Annotated in this window: 12 protein-coding genes; 4 read left to right on the forward strand and 8 right to left on the reverse strand. The window is 65.3% G+C overall.

Features of this window, described 5'->3' with window-relative positions:
* Positions 1 to 161: 161 nt before the first annotated feature.
* Entirely contained in the window at positions 162 to 704 is a 543-nt protein-coding gene (locus HOLFODRAFT_RS0212555) for a carbonic anhydrase (RefSeq protein ID WP_005035894.1), read from the reverse strand.
* Between the two features lie 273 nt (positions 705 to 977).
* Here HOLFODRAFT_RS0212555 and HOLFODRAFT_RS0212560 point away from each other — a divergent pair, with 273 nt between their 5' ends.
* Entirely contained in the window at positions 978 to 2,729 is a 1,752-nt protein-coding gene (locus HOLFODRAFT_RS0212560; protein WP_005035895.1) for a CocE/NonD family hydrolase, read from the forward strand.
* A 213-nt stretch (positions 2,730 to 2,942) separates the two neighbouring features.
* On the opposite strand, the gene HOLFODRAFT_RS0212565 is transcribed toward HOLFODRAFT_RS0212560, so the two are convergent.
* Both HOLFODRAFT_RS0212565 and HOLFODRAFT_RS0212570 read right to left on the reverse strand, forming a co-directional pair.
* A complete protein-coding gene (locus HOLFODRAFT_RS0212565; RefSeq protein WP_005035896.1) occupies positions 2,943 to 5,705 on the reverse strand; it encodes a M16 family metallopeptidase in 2,763 nt (920 codons plus the stop codon).
* Positions 5,706 to 5,717: 12 nt separating this feature from the next.
* Entirely contained in the window at positions 5,718 to 6,320 is a 603-nt protein-coding gene (locus HOLFODRAFT_RS0212570) for a uracil-DNA glycosylase family protein (RefSeq protein ID WP_005035897.1), read from the reverse strand.
* Between the two features lie 203 nt (positions 6,321 to 6,523).
* Here HOLFODRAFT_RS0212570 and HOLFODRAFT_RS0212575 point away from each other — a divergent pair, with 203 nt between their 5' ends.
* The gene (locus HOLFODRAFT_RS0212575; protein WP_005035898.1) at positions 6,524 to 6,712 is read left to right on the forward strand and encodes a TetR family transcriptional regulator C-terminal domain-containing protein; all 189 of its coding nucleotides are present in this window, start codon (positions 6,524 to 6,526) and stop codon (positions 6,710 to 6,712) included.
* An 8-nt stretch (positions 6,713 to 6,720) separates the two neighbouring features.
* Here the strand turns inward: HOLFODRAFT_RS0212575 and HOLFODRAFT_RS0212580 are convergent, their stop codons facing one another.
* The gene (locus HOLFODRAFT_RS0212580) at positions 6,721 to 8,478 is read right to left on the reverse strand and encodes an acyl-CoA dehydrogenase family protein (RefSeq protein WP_005035900.1); all 1,758 of its coding nucleotides are present in this window, start codon (positions 8,476 to 8,478) and stop codon (positions 6,721 to 6,723) included.
* A 106-nt stretch (positions 8,479 to 8,584) separates the two neighbouring features.
* On the opposite strand from HOLFODRAFT_RS0212580, the gene HOLFODRAFT_RS0212585 reads away from it, so the two are divergent.
* Positions 8,585 to 9,277, forward strand: coding sequence for a class I SAM-dependent methyltransferase (locus HOLFODRAFT_RS0212585; RefSeq protein ID WP_005035901.1), 693 nt, complete (start codon positions 8,585 to 8,587; stop codon positions 9,275 to 9,277).
* 130 nt (positions 9,278 to 9,407) lie between these two features.
* Positions 9,408 to 11,000 (forward strand): methyl-accepting chemotaxis protein, encoded by a 1,593-nt coding sequence (locus HOLFODRAFT_RS0212590; protein WP_005035903.1) that lies wholly within the window; start codon positions 9,408 to 9,410, stop codon positions 10,998 to 11,000.
* On the opposite strand, the gene HOLFODRAFT_RS23240 is transcribed toward HOLFODRAFT_RS0212590, so the two are convergent.
* The 4 genes from HOLFODRAFT_RS23240 to HOLFODRAFT_RS0212610 are packed head-to-tail and all read right to left on the reverse strand — an operon-like array spanning position 10,990 to position 17,900.
* Positions 10,990 to 13,995 carry a sigma-54-dependent transcriptional regulator gene (locus HOLFODRAFT_RS23240; protein ID WP_005035904.1) on the reverse strand — a complete coding sequence of 1,002 codons (3,006 nt, stop codon included), beginning with the start codon at positions 13,993 to 13,995 and terminating at the stop codon, positions 10,990 to 10,992. The two genes, HOLFODRAFT_RS0212590 and HOLFODRAFT_RS23240, sit on opposite strands and share 11 nt — an antisense overlap.
* A gap of 9 nt (positions 13,996 to 14,004) precedes the next feature.
* Positions 14,005 to 14,397 (reverse strand): hypothetical protein, encoded by a 393-nt coding sequence (locus HOLFODRAFT_RS0212600; RefSeq protein WP_005035905.1) that lies wholly within the window; start codon positions 14,395 to 14,397, stop codon positions 14,005 to 14,007.
* A 13-nt stretch (positions 14,398 to 14,410) separates the two neighbouring features.
* Positions 14,411 to 16,447 (reverse strand): hypothetical protein, encoded by a 2,037-nt coding sequence (locus tag HOLFODRAFT_RS0212605; protein WP_148300447.1) that lies wholly within the window; start codon positions 16,445 to 16,447, stop codon positions 14,411 to 14,413.
* Position 16,448: 1 nt separating this feature from the next.
* Positions 16,449 to 17,900 (reverse strand): tetratricopeptide repeat protein, encoded by a 1,452-nt coding sequence (locus HOLFODRAFT_RS0212610; RefSeq protein ID WP_005035907.1) that lies wholly within the window; start codon positions 17,898 to 17,900, stop codon positions 16,449 to 16,451.
* Positions 17,901 to 17,951: the final 51 nt, after the last annotated feature.

The raw sequence follows: 17,951 nt of genomic DNA on the forward strand, positions 1-17,951 counted from the left end.
GCAGAGGAAAAGCAAAAAACGGCCGAATCTTATCCCCCTGTTCCCTGCTTTCTTTACCTCGCTTTTTATCTTTTCTCTGCGCCCTTTCTCTTCCTCCTCCGCGCCCTCTGCGTTCCAGCCTTTTGGGATGCCTGAACTCTGCGCATGGCAGCGAATGGGATTCAGTCCTCCCGGAGCGGGTAGAGCAGGTTGTCCTCGACGCGGTAGAGCAGGGGTGCCACCTGCACCTTGGGGTAGCGCATGCGAAGGCGCTTGGCCTCCGAAAGCACGAAGTCGATCTCGTTGTGGATCTCGAACATGGGAGCGAAGTTCATGAAGTGGTGCTCGGCCCACTCCCTGTCCCAGCCCGCATTCTCCATGAGACCGGTGATGAAGGCCTCCCGCTGGTCCATGAGGTTCGTCATGCCGCAGTGGGTGTGGCCCAGGAGGGCGACTGTCTGTATGCCCCCCACGCCGATGGCGTAGGAGACCTTGAACTCGCTGTGGCGGAGGTTGCCCCCCCCCGTGCGCAGGATGTAGGCGAAGTTGTCCGGGATGTGGAGGTGCTTGCGGTTGTCCATGCACATCCCGATCAGGATCCGGGGAGCGGGTACCGGAATCAGGGGGGCGTCCAGGTTGTGATAGCGCAGCAACTCCTCCAGGGGAGTGCCCCGGTAGGAATCTGGGATCTGGGAATCGTTGGCGACGGTGATCAAGCGGTCCATAGACCTTGATGATAGCCCGGGGGGGGGAAGCCCTTCTGCAGGAGTTTTTGCTTGCCCCGGGGGTGTTGTGAAGGATAAATTGGTTACACGACTTACTCAATTGATTAAGTGACTTGGAATGGGCTTATGAAACGCGGTCAGTGGTACTTGTATTTCGCGATAGTTGTATTTATTGCAATATTTACCTATCTATGGCGGCAAGGGAGGCCCCGGCCCACATCTCCGCCAGCCCCGACCCAGGGCGTCGCCAAGCCCTTTCCTGGAGGTGTTCGCATGGAGGTTCTATACCGCGCCGCGAGGTCCATCGCCGATCCGGTGGGGCACTTCACGGGATTCCAGCCCGGCCAGACCCTGCTGGCGAAGGGCACCTTGATCCGCAAGGGGGCCATGCCACTGCCCTGCGATATCGTCTTTGACCGGGACGTGGCGGTGACCCTGCGGGACGGCACGGTGATCTATACGGATGTCTTCCGCCCAGCCAATGCCAGGGGGCCCCTCCCGGCCCTTGTGGCCTGGAGCCCCTACGGCAAGGGGATCATGGGCGGGAACCAGCATCTGGACGAGTTCCCGGGGCGAGTGGGGGTGCCCAGGAGCGCCGTCTCTGACCTCCAGAAGTGGGAGGGGCCGGACCCTGCCTACTGGTGCCTCAACGGCTATGCCATCGTTCATCCGGATGCCCGGGGCGTCTTCAGGTCCCAGGGGGATGTGGCCTTCTGGGGCACCCAGGAAGGGCGGGACGGCGCCGACCTCGTCGAGTGGGTGGCGGCCCAGTCCTGGAGCAACGGCAAGGTGGGGCTGGCGGGCAACTCCTGGCTGGCCATCGCGCAGTGGTTCATCGCCGCCGAGCGCCCTCCGCACCTGGCGGCCATCGCCCCCTGGGAGGGGCATGTGGACGGCTACCGCTGCGATGTGCTCCGGGGCGGGATTCCGGATGTCGGTTTCAACGAATCCATCACCGCCATCACCTGCGGGGAGCACCGGGTGGAGGACATGCCGGCCATGGTCCGGGCCCACCCCCTGATGAATCCCTATTGGGAGGACAAGCGGGCGCGGTTGGAGCGCATCGAGATCCCAGCCTACGTGGCGGCCAGCTGGAGCAATGTGGTCCATACCCCCGGGACCTTCGAGGGTTACCAGCGCATCGCCTCGCCGAAGAAGTGGATGCGGGTCCACAACAGCATGGAGTGGCACGACTTCTACCTGCCGGAGCACCAGGATGACCTGCGGCGCTTCTTCGACTGCTACCTCAAGGGGATGGACAACGGCTGGGAGCGGACCCCCCGGGTGCGCCTTGCTGTCTTCGACGGCAGGGGCGAGGACCGGGACACCCTCGATCGGGCCGAGAAGGACTTCCCCTTGTCCCAGACCCAGTACCAGACCCTATTCCTGGATGCCCAGCGGGGGACAATGAGTGCCAGTGCCTCGGCGGAATCCGCACTGCGCTACCAAGGGGATGACGGCCAGGGACGGGCCGTCTTCACCTTGCGTTTTGACCGGGAGACCGAACTGACGGGCTTCATGAAGCTAAGGCTCTGGGTGGAGGCCGAAGGCTCTGACGACATGGATATCTTCGTGAAGGTGGAGAAGCTGGACGCCAAGGGGCGCGTGGTGCCCAAGGCCAACATCCCCATGGAGGGGCTCAAGAAGAGCCTCACCCGCTGGCTGTTCCGCAGGGGGGTCGAGAAGGTGGCCATGGCCTACTTCAGTGGTCCCAAGGGGCGTCTGCGGGTCTCCCACCGCGCCCTGGATCCCGGGCGCTCCACGCCGGAACAGCCCTACCTGAGCCATGTCGCCAGGGAGCCCCTGGCGCCGGGCCAAGTGGTTCCGGTGGAGATCGCCATCAGCCCAGTCTCCTGGGTCTGGCGTCCCGGTGAGCAGCTTCGGCTGACCGTGGCCGGGTACAACCTCCACCCGATTCCCCTGCCGGGCATCCCGCCGCCGGACATCCGGAACCGGGGCACCCACATCCTCCACACCGGAGGACGCTACGATGCCCACCTGCTGGTGCCCGTGATTCCGAGGTAATGCCTCAGTTGTCGTTCAGGCCTCCGCCATGGAATAGGAACGGTGAGATCAAGCTTCGCAACACCAACAACTGGGTCTACCTTTATCCTGTTGAAAAGCCTTGAACAGGATGTGCAGGATGGCCAGGATAAAAGCAGAATGGAATAAATTGCCGCTTCAACAAGCAGGCAATACTATGTTCATTAAATAATGGTAGACGTAAACACTTCCGCACTACCTCGCATTGAAGTCCCCGGCCTTAACCTGGACCAACCGCGCCGGATCGAGGTGCTTCCGCATGGCGTTCCGGACCTGGTCCGGCGTGAGGGCCCGCACCTGGGCCTCCAGCTGCTCGTTGTAGGCCAGGGTGCGTCCGGCCTCCAGGTGGCTGGCCAGGCGGGAGGCCAGCTCCCGGTCCTGGGCCCGGCTCACTTGCTGCGACTGGAGCCAGCCCTTGCGGGCTGCATCGAGCTCTTCCGGGGTGAATCCGTCCTTGAGAACCCTGGCCAGCTCCTCCTGGAAGGCCGCTTCCAGTCTGGCGGCGTTCTGGGGGGCGTAGATGGCGTAGGTGATCCAGGCCCCGGAGGCGTCCAGGGGGTTGGCCTGGAGCATGCTGCCGACGCCGTAGCTCAGGCCCTCCTTCTGCCGGATGCGGGTGGCGAGCCGGGAGTTGAGGAAGCCGCCTCCTAGCATGAAGTTGCCCATTACCAGGGCGGGGTAGTCGGGGTTCGTATCCTGGAGGGCCAGGGTCTGGCCGGCCATGAAGAAGGCGTTGGCCTTGTCCGGGGTCTCCAGGCTTATCCGGCTGCCGTTGGTGGGTTTGTAGGGGCGTGCCATGCGCTCGTAGGGCCTGGGGCTGCGCCACTGCCCCAGGAGGTCTGTCACCAGCTTCTGGGTGGCCTTGGGTTCCAGGTCGCCCACCAGGGAGAGCTCCCCAGCGGAAGCGCCATAGAAGTCGCGGTGGAAGGCCTTGAGGTCCTCCAGGCGGAGCTGCCGGATCTCCGCCAGCTGCTCCTCCAGGGTGGGGACGTAGCGCGGGTGGCCCTTGGGATAAGGGCTGAGGGTCCGCTGGAAGGCGAGCTGGCCGATGGACCTGGGCTCGGAGCGCTGCTGCTCGATGGCGGCCAGGGCCTCCTGGCGGAGGGACTCGAACTCGGAAGCGGGGAAGGCGGGATCCTTCAGGACCTCCACCGCCAGCTTCAGCACTTCCGGGAGATGCTCCCGGGTCGTTTCGCCGGAAAGGGTGAGGGCCTCGGCATCACCGCTCACCTGGAGTTGGGCCTTGAGCTGATCGAAACGGTCGGCGATCTGGGTGCGGTTCAGGCGGGAGCTTCCCCGCATCAGCATTTCCGGCACCTGGGCCCCGGCATCATCCCGGCCCCTGAGGCTGCCCTCGCTTCCGAAGCGCAGGGTCAGGCGGAAGTTCACCGAGGATCCTCTGGATTTCTTGGGCACCAGAACGGCCTTGAGTCCGGCGGGTGTGGTGAAGCGGATGGCGCGGGCCTCAATGGCAGAGGGGGCGGTATCGAATGCTTCGCCCTGGCTGACCTGGGCCTGTCCCTTGTAGTCCTGCACCATGGCGGCCACGTCCTTGGGGGCCGGGATCTCCGCCCGATCTGCCTGGTCGGCGGGAACGAAGAGGCCCAGGGTGCGGTTGGAGGGCTTGAGGTAGGCCTGGGCCACCCGAGCCACGTCTTCAGGCTTCACGGCCTTGACACGGTCCCGGTCCAGGAAGAAGAGGCGCCAGTCTCCCATGCCCATGTATTCGCTGAGGGCGAGGCCCATCCGCTCGGCATCGTTGAAGGCCAGATCTACTCCCTTGAGGAGCTGCTGCTTGGCGCGCTCGACCTCTTCGGGTGTGTAGGCGTGGGAGGCCGGGGCCTCCACAGCCTGCAGCAGCTCGGCTTTGGCATCGTCCAGGGAGGCTTCCCGGCGCACCTGGGCGCCCAGGACCAGGAAGGATGGCTCCCGGAGCTGGAGGGGATCGGCGAAAGCCATGGTGGCCATTTTCCCCTCCACCAGGGCCCGGTGGAGCCTGCCGGTGGGGGTGTCTCCCAGGATCTGGGCCAGGACGGCGATGGGGGCGAAATCCGGGTCGGAACCCGGGGGCATCCGGTAGCCCGCCATGGCCACCTGGATATCCCCCTTGCGGCGGACGATGACCTGGCGCTCGCCATCCTGGGTGGGCTCCAGGGTGTAGGTCCTGGGAATCACCCGGGAGGGGCGGGGGATGGAACCGAAGCGCTGCTGGATGAGCTCCAGGGTCCGGGCCTCGTCGATGCTCCCGGCCACCAGCAGCACGGCATTGTCCGGCTGGTAGTAGGTTCTGAAGAAGGCGGAGAGGCGGTGGATGTCCACGTTCTCGATATCGCTTCGGGCGCCGATGGGGAGCTTGCCGTAGTTGTGCCAGTCGAAGGCGGCTCCCAGAAGCCGCTTGTAGAGCACCCCCATGGGGCTGTTCTCCCCCATCTCGAACTCGTTGCGAACCACCGTCATCTCGGTCTTGAGCAGTTCGGCGGCCTTCTCGGGGTCGATGCCGATGAAGCTGTTGACCATGCGATCCGCTTCGAGGTCCAGGGCCCACTTGAGGTTCTCCTCCGAGGCCTGGAAGGTTTCGAAGTAGTTGGTGCGGTCCCAGGCGGTGCTGCCGTTGGGACGGGTGCCGTGCTCGGTCAGCTCCTTGGGGATGTCCGGGTGGCGCGGGGTGCCCTTGAAGAGCATGTGCTCCAGGAGGTGGGCCATGCCGGTTTCGCCGTAGTTCTCATGACGGCTTCCCACCAGGTAGGTGATGTTCACGGTGATGGTGGGCTTGCCGGGATCGGGGAAGAGCAGGACCCGCAGGCCATTGGCGAGACGGTATTCCGTGATGCCCTCCACGGAGGTGACCTTCACGGGGGCGGCGAGGGTGGCTTCCTGGGGTGGAACCGCAGGAGGGGCTGCCCCGAGGGCGATCTCTGAGGCGAGGGTGAAGGCCAGGGCGGAAGCGATGGGATTCATAGGGGCATTCCTTTACGGGTGCAGAAGGTTGGCCAGATCCTGTTCCCAGGCATCCTGGAGGTCCTTCAGCTTCAATCCCCTGCCCTTGTCCGGGGCCGCCTGGAGGAGGCCCTGGGCGCTGGGGTGGGGGAGGCAGAAGAGTTCAAAGGCGGGGGCTCCGCGGAGCTGGGTGAGAATCCACTGGGCGCGCTTGCCCAGGGTGATGACCCGGAGCCACCCTTCGCATCGGTGGGCGGCCGTCTGGATCTCTTCCTGGATGCGCGTCAGGTTCTCCGGGTTCCGCAGTTCGGTGTTGGAGGGCGCCCGGAACTTATGTCCGTCGGAGGTGGGGCACTGGGGGAAGGCGTTGCTGAGGGCGGCCCCCTTGAGCCTGGGGCAGATGCCCAGTTCGCGGAAGCGGGCCCCGTCCCAGACCTCGTAGGCTTCGGCGGGCACCTCGGCCAGCCCGGCCCTCTCCAGGGCGCGGTAGACCTGGACCCCTGCCCGGTCCCCCCAGAAGGGGATGCCGCTCTGATCTGCGCCCTTGGGGCCCGGGGCTTCGCCATAGAGGATAAGGCGGACGGGGCCTTCCTCGGGGAAGCGTGCGGGAACGGAGGTCTGCCGGATGCGTGCCATGGGATCAGTGTCTCAGGGCTTTCCCATTCAGAGAGAACCCCAATTGAGATTGGGGTTCTCTCTGAATGGGAAATCTGGTTAAAAATAGATTAAAGGCAGTGACGGTCTATTCGTGCCCCGAACGAACTCCAGCACGATCTTCCCCGCCCCTTGGCATCCACAAGAAAAAGCCTATCTTTTCCTATGTTTCAGGGAGAAGTGCCATGGGGAAGCAATCCCCAGAAGACCCGAAGGCTGGATGGCTCCATCGTCTTGAGCAAAGTCGAAGCGAGCGGACCCGGGAGGCGGAGGAGTTTCCCCGCCTTTCCCGGGAGGATCTGGAGCATCCCGAACGCTATCACCAGCGTCTGCAGGACTGGATCAGGAAGCAGGGGCACATCGGGCGCCACTGATCAACGGATCAGAGGTATTCGATCGGGTAGGCTCCCTTGGCGATGATCTGGTCCGCGATGCGGCTGGTGATCTTGGAACCGGCTTCGGGGGCGTAGCCGTCGAAGGCCTTCATGTCGGCCATGGCCTGATCCAGGGCATCGTCTTCCAGGACTTCACCCAGGAGGAGCTTGGCATTGGTGAGGATCCTGGGGGTGGTCTCGTTTACGAAGAGCTTGGCCAGGTCAATGGCCAGCTCCGACCAGCGGTGGGAAGCGGTGGCCATCTTCTCGGCCCGCACCACGGCGGACTCCATGGCGTAGATCTCCGTGGCCATCTCGGCGGCCCGGGCAGCGCCCTCCTGGTTCTCGATGAGCTTCTGGCCGCATACTTCCAGGGCAGCGGCGGTGGCGTACTGGGCTTGGCGCTTGGCCAGCTCCACGGCCTGCTTGGCCTTGGCCAGGGGGCCGTCGCCGAGTCGGGGCAGATCCGCGGTGTCCTTGCGCAGGGGCAGGGAGGCGTTGCTGGACTTCTTGAAGATCTGGCTGGCGATGATCATGCGGTTGATCTCGTTGGTGCCTTCGAAGAGTCGGTTGATGCGATTGTCCCGGTAGAGCTTCTCGGGGGCATACTCGGCGGAGAACCCGTAGCCACCGAAGCACTGCACCGATTCGTCGGCGATCAGGCCCAGGGCTTCGCTGTCCCAGATCTTCATCATGGAGGCTTCCATCTGGAACTCGTCCATCATCTCCAGCTTGGCCTTGGCGGCGTCGGGCTGGTCCCAGTGGATGGAGTGCATGCCGTCGTTGATGTAGCCGATGGTGCGGAAGTTCATGCTCTCGGCCACGAAAATGCGGGTGGCCATCATGGCCAGGTATTTGCGGATCAGACCGAAGTTGTTGATGGTCTTGCCGAACTGGGCCCGTTCGCCGGTGTAGCGCAGGGTGACCTTCAGGGCCTCCTTGGCGATGCCGTTGCAGCCGGCGCCCAGCTTGAAGCGGCCGATGGCCAGGATGCCGAAGGCGATGCGGTGGCCCCGGCCGATCTCGCCCAGGAGACGGTCCTTGGGGATGCGGCAATTGTCAAAGTTCATGGCGCGGGTGGAGGAACCCTTGATGCCGAGCTTGTGCTCCTCGGCCTCGATGAAGAAGCCGGGGTCGTTCTTCTCCACGATGAAGGCGCTGAACTTGCGGCCGTCCACCTTGGCGAAGACCACGAAGACATCGGCGAATCCGGCGTTGGTGATCCACATCTTGGAGCCGTTGAGCACCCAGTGGTCACCGTCCAGGGTGGCCACGGTCTTGGAGTTCATGGCGTCGCTGCCAGCGCCGGGCTCCGTGAGGGCGTAGGCCGCCAGCCACTCACCGCTGGCCAGCTTGGGCAGGTACTTGGCCTTCTGGGCCTCGTTCCCGAAGTAGACGATGGGCAGGGTGCCGATGCCCGTGTGGGCGCCGTAGCTCACGGAGAAGGAGGCTTGGCGGCCCAGTTCCTCCAGCACCAGCAGGCCGGTGATCTTGTCCAGGTCCAGGCCGTCATAGGCCTCGGGGATCTCCAGTCCGAGCAGGCCCAGGTCACCGCCCTTGCGGAGCAGTTTGCGACTCAGTTCCAGGTCCAGTTCGTCGATCTCGGCATCTTTGGGCAGCACCTCACCCTCCACGAAGCTCCGGGCGACCTTGCCGATGGCCCGGGCTTCCTCGCTCAGTTCCTCGGGGGTGAACTGAGGCTGGGAACCGATGGGGGCCAGCAGGAAGCTGCCTCCGAAGATCTTTTCGCTGGTGCATACGTCCATGAAGCCTCCGAACAGATGAAATGACGGCAAAAGGCAATTGTACTTTAAGTAGAGGATTCGTCGGGAGACGCCTGTTCCAGGCATCATGGACCCATGAGGTTCTTGCATGCCTGAAGGAAAGAAGGTCCAGCAGATGTTCTCCGGTATTGCCGGGCGATACGACGTGCTGAACCATGTGCTTTCCATGGGCGTTGATTTCTACTGGTGGTGGCGCATGGCCCGGATCTCCGGCGCGGGTCCTGGGAAGCGATACCTGGATGTGGCCGCAGGCACAGGGGACTCCAGCCTGGCCCTGGCCCGGCGGGGCGCGGAGGTGCTGAGCACGGACTTCACCCATGCCATGCTCCGTCTGGGACCCGCCAAGTTCCAGCGGAAGGGGATGGGTCGCCTGGTATGGGCCAGTGTGGGGGCCGACGCCCAGCGACTGCCATTCCATGACGCCAGTTTCGACGGGCTCACCATCTGTTACGGCATCCGCAATGTGGAGCATCGGGCTCTGGCCTACGGGGAGTTCCTGCGGGTGCTCCGTCCAGGGGGTCAGCTGACGATCCTGGAGTTCAGTCGCCCGCGCTGGGCCTGGCTCCGGGGGGTCTACACCTGGTACAGCCTGAAGCTCCTGCCGCGCATCGGCGCCTGGATCAGCGGGGACGCCGGGGCCTACACCTATTTGCCCGAGAGTATTCGCGCCTTTCCAGATCAGCCCTCCCTGGCCGCCGAACTGGAGGTCGCGGGCTTCCGGGGGGTGCGCTGGACCAGCCTCACCGGTGGGATCGTGGCCTTGCACGTGGGGATGAAGTAGCCTGGGCCCCGAAAGGGGCGTACTATCTGGAACATCATCTGGCCCGGCAGCATCGCATCAGAACACGGCTGAACTTACACGGCAGGTCGAGTTCTGTCGATAGGTTCGTATTCCCCTGGAGACCCCGGATATGCGCAACAACCAGCCCGTCACCCTGAACGAAGTCCACATCAACGACGGCGCCTTCATCGTTTCCATGACGGATCCCAAGGGCAATATCACCTACGCCAATGATGAATTCATCCGGGTCAGCGGCTACTCCGAATCCGAGCTCATGGGGGCGCCCCAGAACATCCTCCGCCATCCGACCATGCCCGCCGCCGCCTTCGCCGATCTCTGGGCCACGATCCAGGGTGGCAAACCCTGGCATGGCCTGGTCAAGAACCGCTGCAAGAACGGTGATTTCTACTGGGTGGACGCCAATATCACTCCCGTTGAGGAGGACGGCCGCATCGTCGGCTACGTCAGCATCCGCAGCAAGCCCACCCGCTCCCAGATCGACGAGGCTGAACACATATATGCCCTCCTGAACCAGGGCAAGACCCTGGAGGAGGCTACGGCCCACCGCCCTTGGGTGCTTTTCCCTTCCATGTCCTTTGGTGGTCAGTTGCGGGTGGGCTACGGCTTGGCTTCTCTGGTTTTCCTGCTCGTCCTGCTGGGGCTCTACCTCAAGGTTCCCGGGCTTTCGGAGTGGGGCGGGACGCTGCTGGCCTGCGGGATCCTCGGGATCCTGGCCGGACAGGTCATGGCCACCCTCTCGATCCGGACGCTGCGCGTGCAGCTGGGGGGCGATCCCAAGGATGCTATCGAGGCGGTGCGCCAGATCGCCGCAGGCGACATTCGGCGGGAGATCGTGACCGTCATCGGCGATACCAGCAGCCTGATGGGCTCCCTGCGCCACATGCAGTCCAGGCTGAAGGGGATGATCAATCGCATCCGCTTCGACGCCGGGCGGGTGGACCGGGACGCCAGTTCCTTCGCCCAGGCGACCCAGGAGATCGCCAACACGAGCCATGAACTGGCCCGGAATGCCGATGCCCAGCAGGTCTCGGTGGAGCGCATGGCCTCCGCCATCACCGAACTTTCGGCCTCCATCAAGGAGGTTGCACGCAACGTCACGGCCAGCCAGTCCCAGACCCAGGAGGCCGCCAAGGCCACGGTCGAGGGGGATCAGGCCGGAGAGGCCGCCATGTCCGCCATGGCACGGGTGGAGGAGGCCACAGAGCAGGTGGTGCGGGCTGTCCATGTGATCCAGGACATCGCTCGGCAGACCAATCTCCTTTCCCTGAACGCCGCCATCGAGGCCGCCAAGGCCGGACAGCATGGCAAGGGCTTCGCCGTGGTGGCCGACGAGGTCCGGAAGTTGGCGGAGCGCAGCGGCATGGCCGCCAAGGAGATCGCCCAGCTCATTGAGGAGAGCAATCAGGCCGTTTCCCGAGGCAAGGATACAGTCCAGGAGGCTGTTCAGGCCTTGGGGCGCATCCGGGAGAACATCCAGCATGTGACCGCTGTCTCCATGGAGATCGGGGCCGCCGCTGACGAGCAGGCCCGGGCCAGCGCCGAGGTCGCCCAGCAGGTGGAACTCAGCGCCCAGAAGGCCGTTGAGAATGCCTCCGCCAGCCTGGAGCTGAGCACCACCGTTGACGGCAACACCCAGACCTCCGGGCAGCTTGCCCGCACTGCTGACGGCCTGCTCGCGCTGGTGGGGCAGTTCAGGACCTGAGCGGCTGGGTCTCCTGCCAGCGCAGCTTCTCGGCGATCAGGTCCAGGCCGACCCGCTTGGCGGCGGCGTAGAGAGCCGGGCGGGTGATGCCCAGGGCGTCGGCGGTGTCGCTAACCTGGAATCGGTAATGGTGGAGGCTTTCCCGCAGGAGCTGGCGCTGGAAGTCCTGGGTGGACTCGACCCAGGATTGCCTCCGGCGGAGGCTCCTGGTGTGCAGCTCCGGGAAGTGCTCGACCTTGAGGGGGCTGTGGCCGCATCGCAGGAGGGCCCGTGCAAGGGCATGGCGAAGCTCCCGGAAATTCCCGGGCCAGGGGTGCTTCGCCAGGGCCTGGGGGAGGCCGGGGGCCAGTGGGGGGATCGGCTGTCCCCCCTCTCGGGCGAGGGCAGCCACCAGCCTGGGGATCAGGAAAGGGAATTCGTGACGCCTGGCTTCCAGGGCGGGGAGATGGAGCACGGTGCCCTGGAGGCGGTAGAGGAGATCGGCCCTGAATCGCCCTTCGGCTGCGAGGGTCTCCAGGTCCCGGTGGGTAGCGGCCACGAAGCGGACATCCACCCGCTGGACCCGTTCGCTTCCGACCCGCCGCAGCTCCTTCTCCTGGAGAACTCGCAGGAATAGGGACTGGAGGCGGGGAGAGAGGTCAGCGATCTCGTCCAGGAAGAGGGTGCCGCCGCTGGCCAGTTCGATGGCACCGCGATGATCCCGGTCGGCTCCGGTGAAAGCCCCCTTCACATGCCCGAAGAGCTCGGATTCCAGGAGGGTCTCTGCGAAGGCCGCGCAGTTGACCGGTACCATTGAACCTCGACGCCCCGAAAGGCGGTGGAGTTCCCAGGCTGCCAGTTCCTTCCCCGATCCGCTGGGCCCCTGGATCAGGACCGCCAGTTCGGAGGGGGCGACCCGGGCCATCTCCCGCAGCACGGAGGCCATGGGTTCAGAGCCATCCGATAGGAATCGAACCGTGTCCGGTAGCTCTTGAGGCGGCTCGTTGGGGAGGAGCTGGGCCACCCAGGGGGACGCCATCTCTGCGGTCCTGGCCGCCTCTGAGGGAGCTTCAGGGGGAAGCCCCACTAAGGCAGAGCCCACTCTGGCCCCTTCCCAGTGGAGGGGGAATCCCCACCAGACAAGGCCATCGACACCGCAGGGCGCAATGGCTCCATCCCGATGCAGTCGACCCACCAGGACTTCGGGGGGAGCTGCCCCGCATCCCATCCGCTCTCCCTCCCAAAGGACCCAAGTGGGGTGTTCGCGGTGGGCCAGCCAGGCTTGCAGAAGCTCCCGGGCCGGGGATGGGGCTTCATGGACAGGGGACGGCCAGAGCTTGTGCAGGCGTGCCAAGTGGCTCTCGGAGCGGGTACGGTTGGCAATGGTCTGGAGCTGCAGCAGTTTCCCGGCACTCCGTTCTTCGGGCTGCTCCTCCAGGAGGAGCAGCCCGGTGCTCAGGCGGAGGAGTTGGTTGGAGCAGGCTTCCCAGGCGGCCCAGAACTCGCCAACGGAACCGGCTCCGTGCCGGAGCCTCAGGTATTCCCATTGGAGACGCTCCTCCCCCTCCAGATCCGGCTCGGGAGATGCGAAGTCGCCCTCCAGAAAGGCCTGGAGCAGGGTTCGGAGGCCTCCTGGGGGGATGTGGGGCAGGGTCTCTCTCACCCGCTCCGGGGCATTCTCCGTCAGGCCCTGGAGGGCGAGCAGCACCCAGGCGGGTTCGAAATCCGGGTGGGTGCTTGTGAGCTTCAGCAGGATTGACAGCGCTCCCTTCCAGTCTCCGGAACAGGCCTTCATAAGGGCCTCGTCATGCTCCGCATAGGGCGAGGGCTGGGGGCCCATGATCTTCTGCCAGGCGCGCAGGCCCTCGAGATCCCCCCAGAAGAGGGCTGCATAGGCCGCATTGGCGGCGGCCCTGGGAACCCAGAATGGGCTTCCCAGGCGCAGAAAATGGGCATGGGCAAGGGTGAAGGCGCGCAGGGCTGTCTCCAGATCCTGCGCCAGGAAGGCCCGTCGGCCCTCGGCCATCCAGTGGAAGGGGTCGGCGCAGGGATGGGCTGGGGTGCCCCAGGGGGGGTAGCCTTGGGACGGAGGGGCCGGGTCGCCACCCCAGCGCATCCGCAGCCGGTCCAGGCTGGGTTCGCCACTGGAGGGCGGCACCGTTGCTTGGGGGTGGGCCTCAAGGTCGTGGGCGATGGCTTCGGCCCATGGGTGCTGGGGGACCTGACCCGCCAGGATGGCGGCTACGTCAGGCATTGGCGGGGCCCCGAAAGCCAGTCCTTCCGGGGGCGCTGGGAGTCCCACGCCCCTCCCCCAGGCCCGGATCCTGGGATCGATCATCCAAGTGCCGTCGGAGAGGCGATGGAGCCATGGCTCTTTCTGGAAGGGGGTCAGGGTGGAGGGGAGGCTCGCCAGGGTCAGTGGTTTTAGCCAGCCTTCATCGGAGGTCAGGAGCTCCCAGGGCAGGCCCTGGGGTAGAGAGCCCGCAGGGAGAAGGTGCCCTGTGGCATCGAGGTCCCTCAGGAGGCTTTCCCACCAGCCTTCGGGAAGCTGGTGGAGGGCAGCGGGAAGCAGTTGGCTCAGAAAGGGGGGGAGATGGAGAACCCCTTCCGTGTCTACGGCCCCTAACCAGGGAAGCCACCGGATCCGCTCTTCCAGGCTCAGGAGGAGCGAAGCTCGCGCCCACCAGGCATCGCTCCGGCCTTCCAGCAACTCAGCCCAGCACCAAGCTTCGAGTTCCCCTTCCCGTCGCCCCCTTCGGGTGGCCTCCGCCTGGGGAGACCCGTGCCGGAGGAGGGCCACCCAGGCGGGATCGGGAGATCCAGTCCACTCTCCGCTCCAGGGCGAGGGGCGGGGACCGTTCTCCCATGTGGTTCGAGGCCAGCGCCCTTCGCGCCCACCCAGGAGCCAAGCCTGGGAGATGGCACCCAGGGCCCAGGAGGCATCCCCCCAGCGCCTACCGCGTGGCCCCCAGGGGGCGGCCCACGAGCCCAGCCAGGAGGCGCGCAGGGGGGTCATTGGGGTGGGCTACCGGGCGTCCATGTAGGGCTTGCTGACGGTCTTGTCGGTGGCGAAATCCACGGTGGTGACGCCGTAGAGGTCGATCTTCTGGGTGAATCTCAGGGTGACCGTGCAGGTGCCTTCCTTGCCACCTGTGGTGCGGACTTGGATGGCTCCTGGCGCCAGGGCCTCCTGGATCTCCAGCTCGGTGGCCTTGGCCCGGAGCTGTTTGGTGATGGCTTCGACGGACATGATGCCCGCACGGGAGGCCAGATCGCTGGCGGTGTCCTCCATCGTGTTCTTGTGCATGTAGGCGGGGCCGAGCTTGTAAGCGATGCCACCGAGCACCACCAGCACTGCGAGGGAAATGATGCAGCCGAGCTTGCCCTCGCCTGCCTGGGAACGGGACTTTGTATGCATGGGATACCTCACATCAGGGGGTCAGAGATTCCAGGGCCTGGGTGGCCGCTTGCTTCACGGAGGGACCTTCCGGGCCGAAAAGCGTGGCCCCAGAGGACTGGGCCGCCTGCTTCCATGCCTGGCTGGCTTCGGGGCTGTAGGCGGGGCCGAGGCTCGCCAGGCAGAGTCCCCGGTAGTAGTCGATGGTGCCCTGGCTGACTCCGGTGGTGGCTGCCACTCTGGTGTCGCGAAGAGCTTCCAGGGCCTTGGCGTATTGGCGGAAGTGCATATAGGCGAGGGCCAGGTTGAGGCGGGTGAAGCCCGCCTCGTCCCCACTGGCTCCCAGGCAGCGAAGGCGCAGGTCCGCCAGCATCAGGGGGTAGCAGAGGTCGGCGGCCTGGAGTGGTAGCTCCAGGGCTCGGCTGGACAGGGGAACCTGGATCTGAACGCCTCCCTGGGTGAGGGTTGCCCGTTCCCCCTGGGCAGCGGCCAGGGCCTTCCGGAAGGCGGCCACCGTGGCAACGGCCTGGCCGTTGAGGTGGGTGATGGCCAGGTGGAGCTTGAGTCCAGCCTTTTCGGCCTCTCCTTCCACCTGCAGGGGCCAGGGGCCGGGTTCATTGGGGAGGTCCACCAGGAAAACTCCCGCCCACGGGGTCCTGAGGGACGGCACCCGGTTGAGGCGCTCGACGAGGGGCTCCAGGGGGTCCTGCTCAAGGGGTTTGATGGAAGTGGACTCGCTGTTTCCCTCAAGGGTGGCCAGGACCAGTTCGACCTGGGACTGTCCTGCCGTTGCGCGGGCCAGGAGGGTGAGTTCGGCGCTCTTCTCGTTCCGGACGCGTTCCAAGGCTGCCTTGGCATGTTCTCCGACCGCCGAGGGGATGAATTCCACTTGGGTGAGGCGGGAACCCAGGTGGTCGATCAGGCCCTGGAGGCGATCACGGTCGGGTACTGATCCCTCGAATCCCAGAAAGGCGAGGCGGGGGCGCGGACGGACCGTGAGGGCAAGGGCCTTGCCCTCCATTACCTCGATCCGGGTGGTGAAGCGTCCTTCGGGGTAGTCCACCCGGAGTTCCTGAACTCCGGGGCAGACCGGCAGGTCCTTGATCGGGAGGTTTCCCATGGCTTGGTTTCCGAGGTTCAGGATTCCGCCGGGGGTCGGGGAGTCCACGGAGAGGGTGCCCCGGGATGACTGAAGCTTTACGGGCTCCAGGGTGTGGTCCGAGAAAGGGGTGGCGAAGCTCTCGTCCAGTTCCAGGAGGCGGGTCTTGTGGCAGGGGGCCTTGATCTCAATCCGGTGGCGGCCGGGGGTGATCCCCTCCAGGATCAGGTCGGCGCTCAACTGGTCCAGCGTGAGTCCCAGTTTTTCAGTGTAGGAGATCATGGAGGCCGGGGCCTGCCCGCGGGTGATGCCTGCGGACTTGCCGTCCACCAGCACCTCTGCCCCCACGGGATGGGTATTCACCCGGACCGTTGAGGAATTCCGGGTCAGGCTGATATCCATAGTCCGTGTGCCCTTGGGGGTGAGCTCCAGCCTTTGCTCCTGGGGGGTGAATCCGGGCTTGGCATAGCGCAGGACATGGGACCCGGGATTCAGGAAGTAGGAGGAGCGCTTCCGCAGGGACTTGCCATCCAGGTATAGCTCGCCATCCCCAGGGGCCAAGGTGAGGGAGAGTCTGGAGAATCGGGCACTACGGGCGTTCTCGTAGGCCGCACTCAGGCGGGTGTTGGTCAGGGAGCGGTCCAGTTCGAAGCTGGGGTCCAGGTCCAGAATGGCCTCCAGGCGCTTGGCGGCCTGGGGGCGCTTGGCGGGCACCCGGTCCTCCAGGACGGCGAGCCAGTTGTAGGTCTCGCAAAGCACTTGCCTCCACTCGTCATCCAGGGCGGCGGCTCTGGGCTCCAGGGCGGCGAGGATGGATTCGAAGCGGCTGGCGGCTCCTTCCCGGTCTCCTTGCATGGCCCACTGGGTCTTGGCGGCGGCAAAGGCATCCTTCAGGGCGGGATCCTGCCCTCGGAGCCCCCCGAGGGGGAGCAGGAGAAGGGCAAGGCCAAGCATGTGTCTGGGACGTGTCATATCAGTCGAGCCGGATGAGAAGATCGTTGGAGCGGTCCGCTAGGAGGATACCCCCCTGCCGATCCAGGGCTATGCCCTTGAATCTGCCTGAGATCCCCAGGTCCTTGAAGGTGGCGAATCGCACCAGGGTCCCATCGGAACCCCACACCACGACACCCTCGAAATCCCCATCCACCAGGGCGGCGACATTGCCCACCGGGTCCGTGGCGAGGGCCGTCACCGTGCGGAAGGGGCTGGGAAGGTCCTTCCCGTAGGGCACTGTGACCCGGGCCTGTCCCGTGCCATCCAGGAAGAGGAGGGTGCGGCTGGCGTCAGAGGCGGCCGCCACGCCCCCCAGGGGCATGGGGACCAGGGCGGCGAGGCTGGGCGAGGGCAGGGCTTTGGAGGTGCCGTCGGCGGCGAGGATCGTGATGCCGCCGTTCCGCGCGTCCCCGACCCACAGGCTGCCCCAGCGGTCCAGCATGGCACCGGAGGGAGCCGCCCCGGATGCGAGGGGCAGGATCGTTTTTTCGTCCTTGACGATGCCGACCTTGGCCGAGATCTGCCAGGGACCAGGGAATGCCAGGGCCTTGACCCCCTTGGTGGGAGGTCCCACGGGAGCGAGTTCCGTTCCCTTCAGGAGGTAAAGCTGGGTGTCGTCAATATAAATAAATAATTCATTGTCTGGACTGAAGGCCAGAAGGGTCGGGGTGTTGAGCCATTTCTGTTTCCCCTCGGGCCAGGGCCCCAGAGACTTCAGGGGGGGCTTCTGGAGGCGATGCCGGATCCGCAGGTTGAGTCTCCAGGAGGCTTCCATCGCTTCGGAGCTTTCTGGGTGGTGGTCCTTGACGCCCTGGAGCATCTTCAGGCAGCCCGGCAGGTCCCCCAGCAGATCCTGGATCTCCGCCATCTGCAAGCGGGCCTTGGCGGCCGGCGGTGCTTGGGGATCCAGTCCCAGGACCGTGGTGAAGTGAAGCTGGGCCTTGCCCCAGAGGCCCTGGTCCCGGAAGGCCAGTCCTAGGCTGTAGTGGGCTTTCCTGACCGCCGGGTTGTCGGGGAAGAGATCCACCACGCGATGGAACTCGGCGATGGCCTCCTTGAGGTCCTGGGGCTTGCTGCAGCGGGCTGCCAGGATCTCCCCACGCAGAAGGAGCCCTTCAGGGGCTGAGGGGCTCTTGATGTAGTCGTTCCGGAGGCGTTCGAGGAGGGGCAGAGCCATTTCGGGCTTGGCCTCGACTTCTGCGTAGTGGCGGGCTTGACGGAGGAGGGCCTCGGCGGCGAAGGGAGACTCGGGAGCCTGCTGGATGAGCTGTCCCCAGGTCTCGAATGCTTCGGAGTAGGTTCTGGCGGCATAGGCCCGCTCCCCGGACCGGAAGAGCCGTTCCGCCAAGTCTGCCCCCGCCTGGGCACCCAGGGGGGCAGTCCAGACCAGCAGGGCCAGGGCGATGCGGGTGCTCCAGAAGGGGAAAGGCATGATGGGCCTCAAATGACGATCAGATTCAACCAGTCTATCCGGACGCTCCTC

Source organism: Holophaga foetida DSM 6591 (assembly GCF_000242615.2).
GTDB lineage: Bacteria > Acidobacteriota > Holophagae > Holophagales > Holophagaceae > Holophaga > Holophaga foetida.

Excerpts from the sequence above, each read along its gene's own strand:
- HOLFODRAFT_RS0212585 (WP_005035901.1), top strand. The coding sequence starts at position 8,585 with ATGCCTGAAGGAAAGAAGGTCCAGCAGATGTTCTCCGGTATTGCCGGG.
- HOLFODRAFT_RS0212580 (WP_005035900.1), bottom strand. The coding sequence starts at position 8,478 with ATGGACGTATGCACCAGCGAAAAGATCTTCGGAGGCAGCTTCCTGCTG.
- HOLFODRAFT_RS0212600 (WP_005035905.1), bottom strand. The coding sequence starts at position 14,397 with ATGCATACAAAGTCCCGTTCCCAGGCAGGCGAGGGCAAGCTCGGCTGC.
- HOLFODRAFT_RS0212565 (WP_005035896.1), bottom strand. The coding sequence starts at position 5,705 with ATGAATCCCATCGCTTCCGCCCTGGCCTTCACCCTCGCCTCAGAGATC.
- HOLFODRAFT_RS0212570 (WP_005035897.1), bottom strand. The coding sequence starts at position 6,320 with ATGGCACGCATCCGGCAGACCTCCGTTCCCGCACGCTTCCCCGAGGAA.
- HOLFODRAFT_RS0212560 (WP_005035895.1), top strand. The coding sequence starts at position 978 with ATGGAGGTTCTATACCGCGCCGCGAGGTCCATCGCCGATCCGGTGGGG.
- HOLFODRAFT_RS0212610 (WP_005035907.1), bottom strand. The coding sequence starts at position 17,900 with ATGCCTTTCCCCTTCTGGAGCACCCGCATCGCCCTGGCCCTGCTGGTC.
- HOLFODRAFT_RS0212575 (WP_005035898.1), top strand. The coding sequence starts at position 6,524 with ATGGGGAAGCAATCCCCAGAAGACCCGAAGGCTGGATGGCTCCATCGT.
- HOLFODRAFT_RS0212605 (WP_148300447.1), bottom strand. The coding sequence starts at position 16,447 with ATGACACGTCCCAGACACATGCTTGGCCTTGCCCTTCTCCTGCTCCCC.
- HOLFODRAFT_RS0212590 (WP_005035903.1), top strand. The coding sequence starts at position 9,408 with ATGCGCAACAACCAGCCCGTCACCCTGAACGAAGTCCACATCAACGAC.
- HOLFODRAFT_RS0212555 (WP_005035894.1), bottom strand. The coding sequence starts at position 704 with ATGGACCGCTTGATCACCGTCGCCAACGATTCCCAGATCCCAGATTCC.
- HOLFODRAFT_RS23240 (WP_005035904.1), bottom strand. The coding sequence starts at position 13,995 with ATGACCCCCCTGCGCGCCTCCTGGCTGGGCTCGTGGGCCGCCCCCTGG.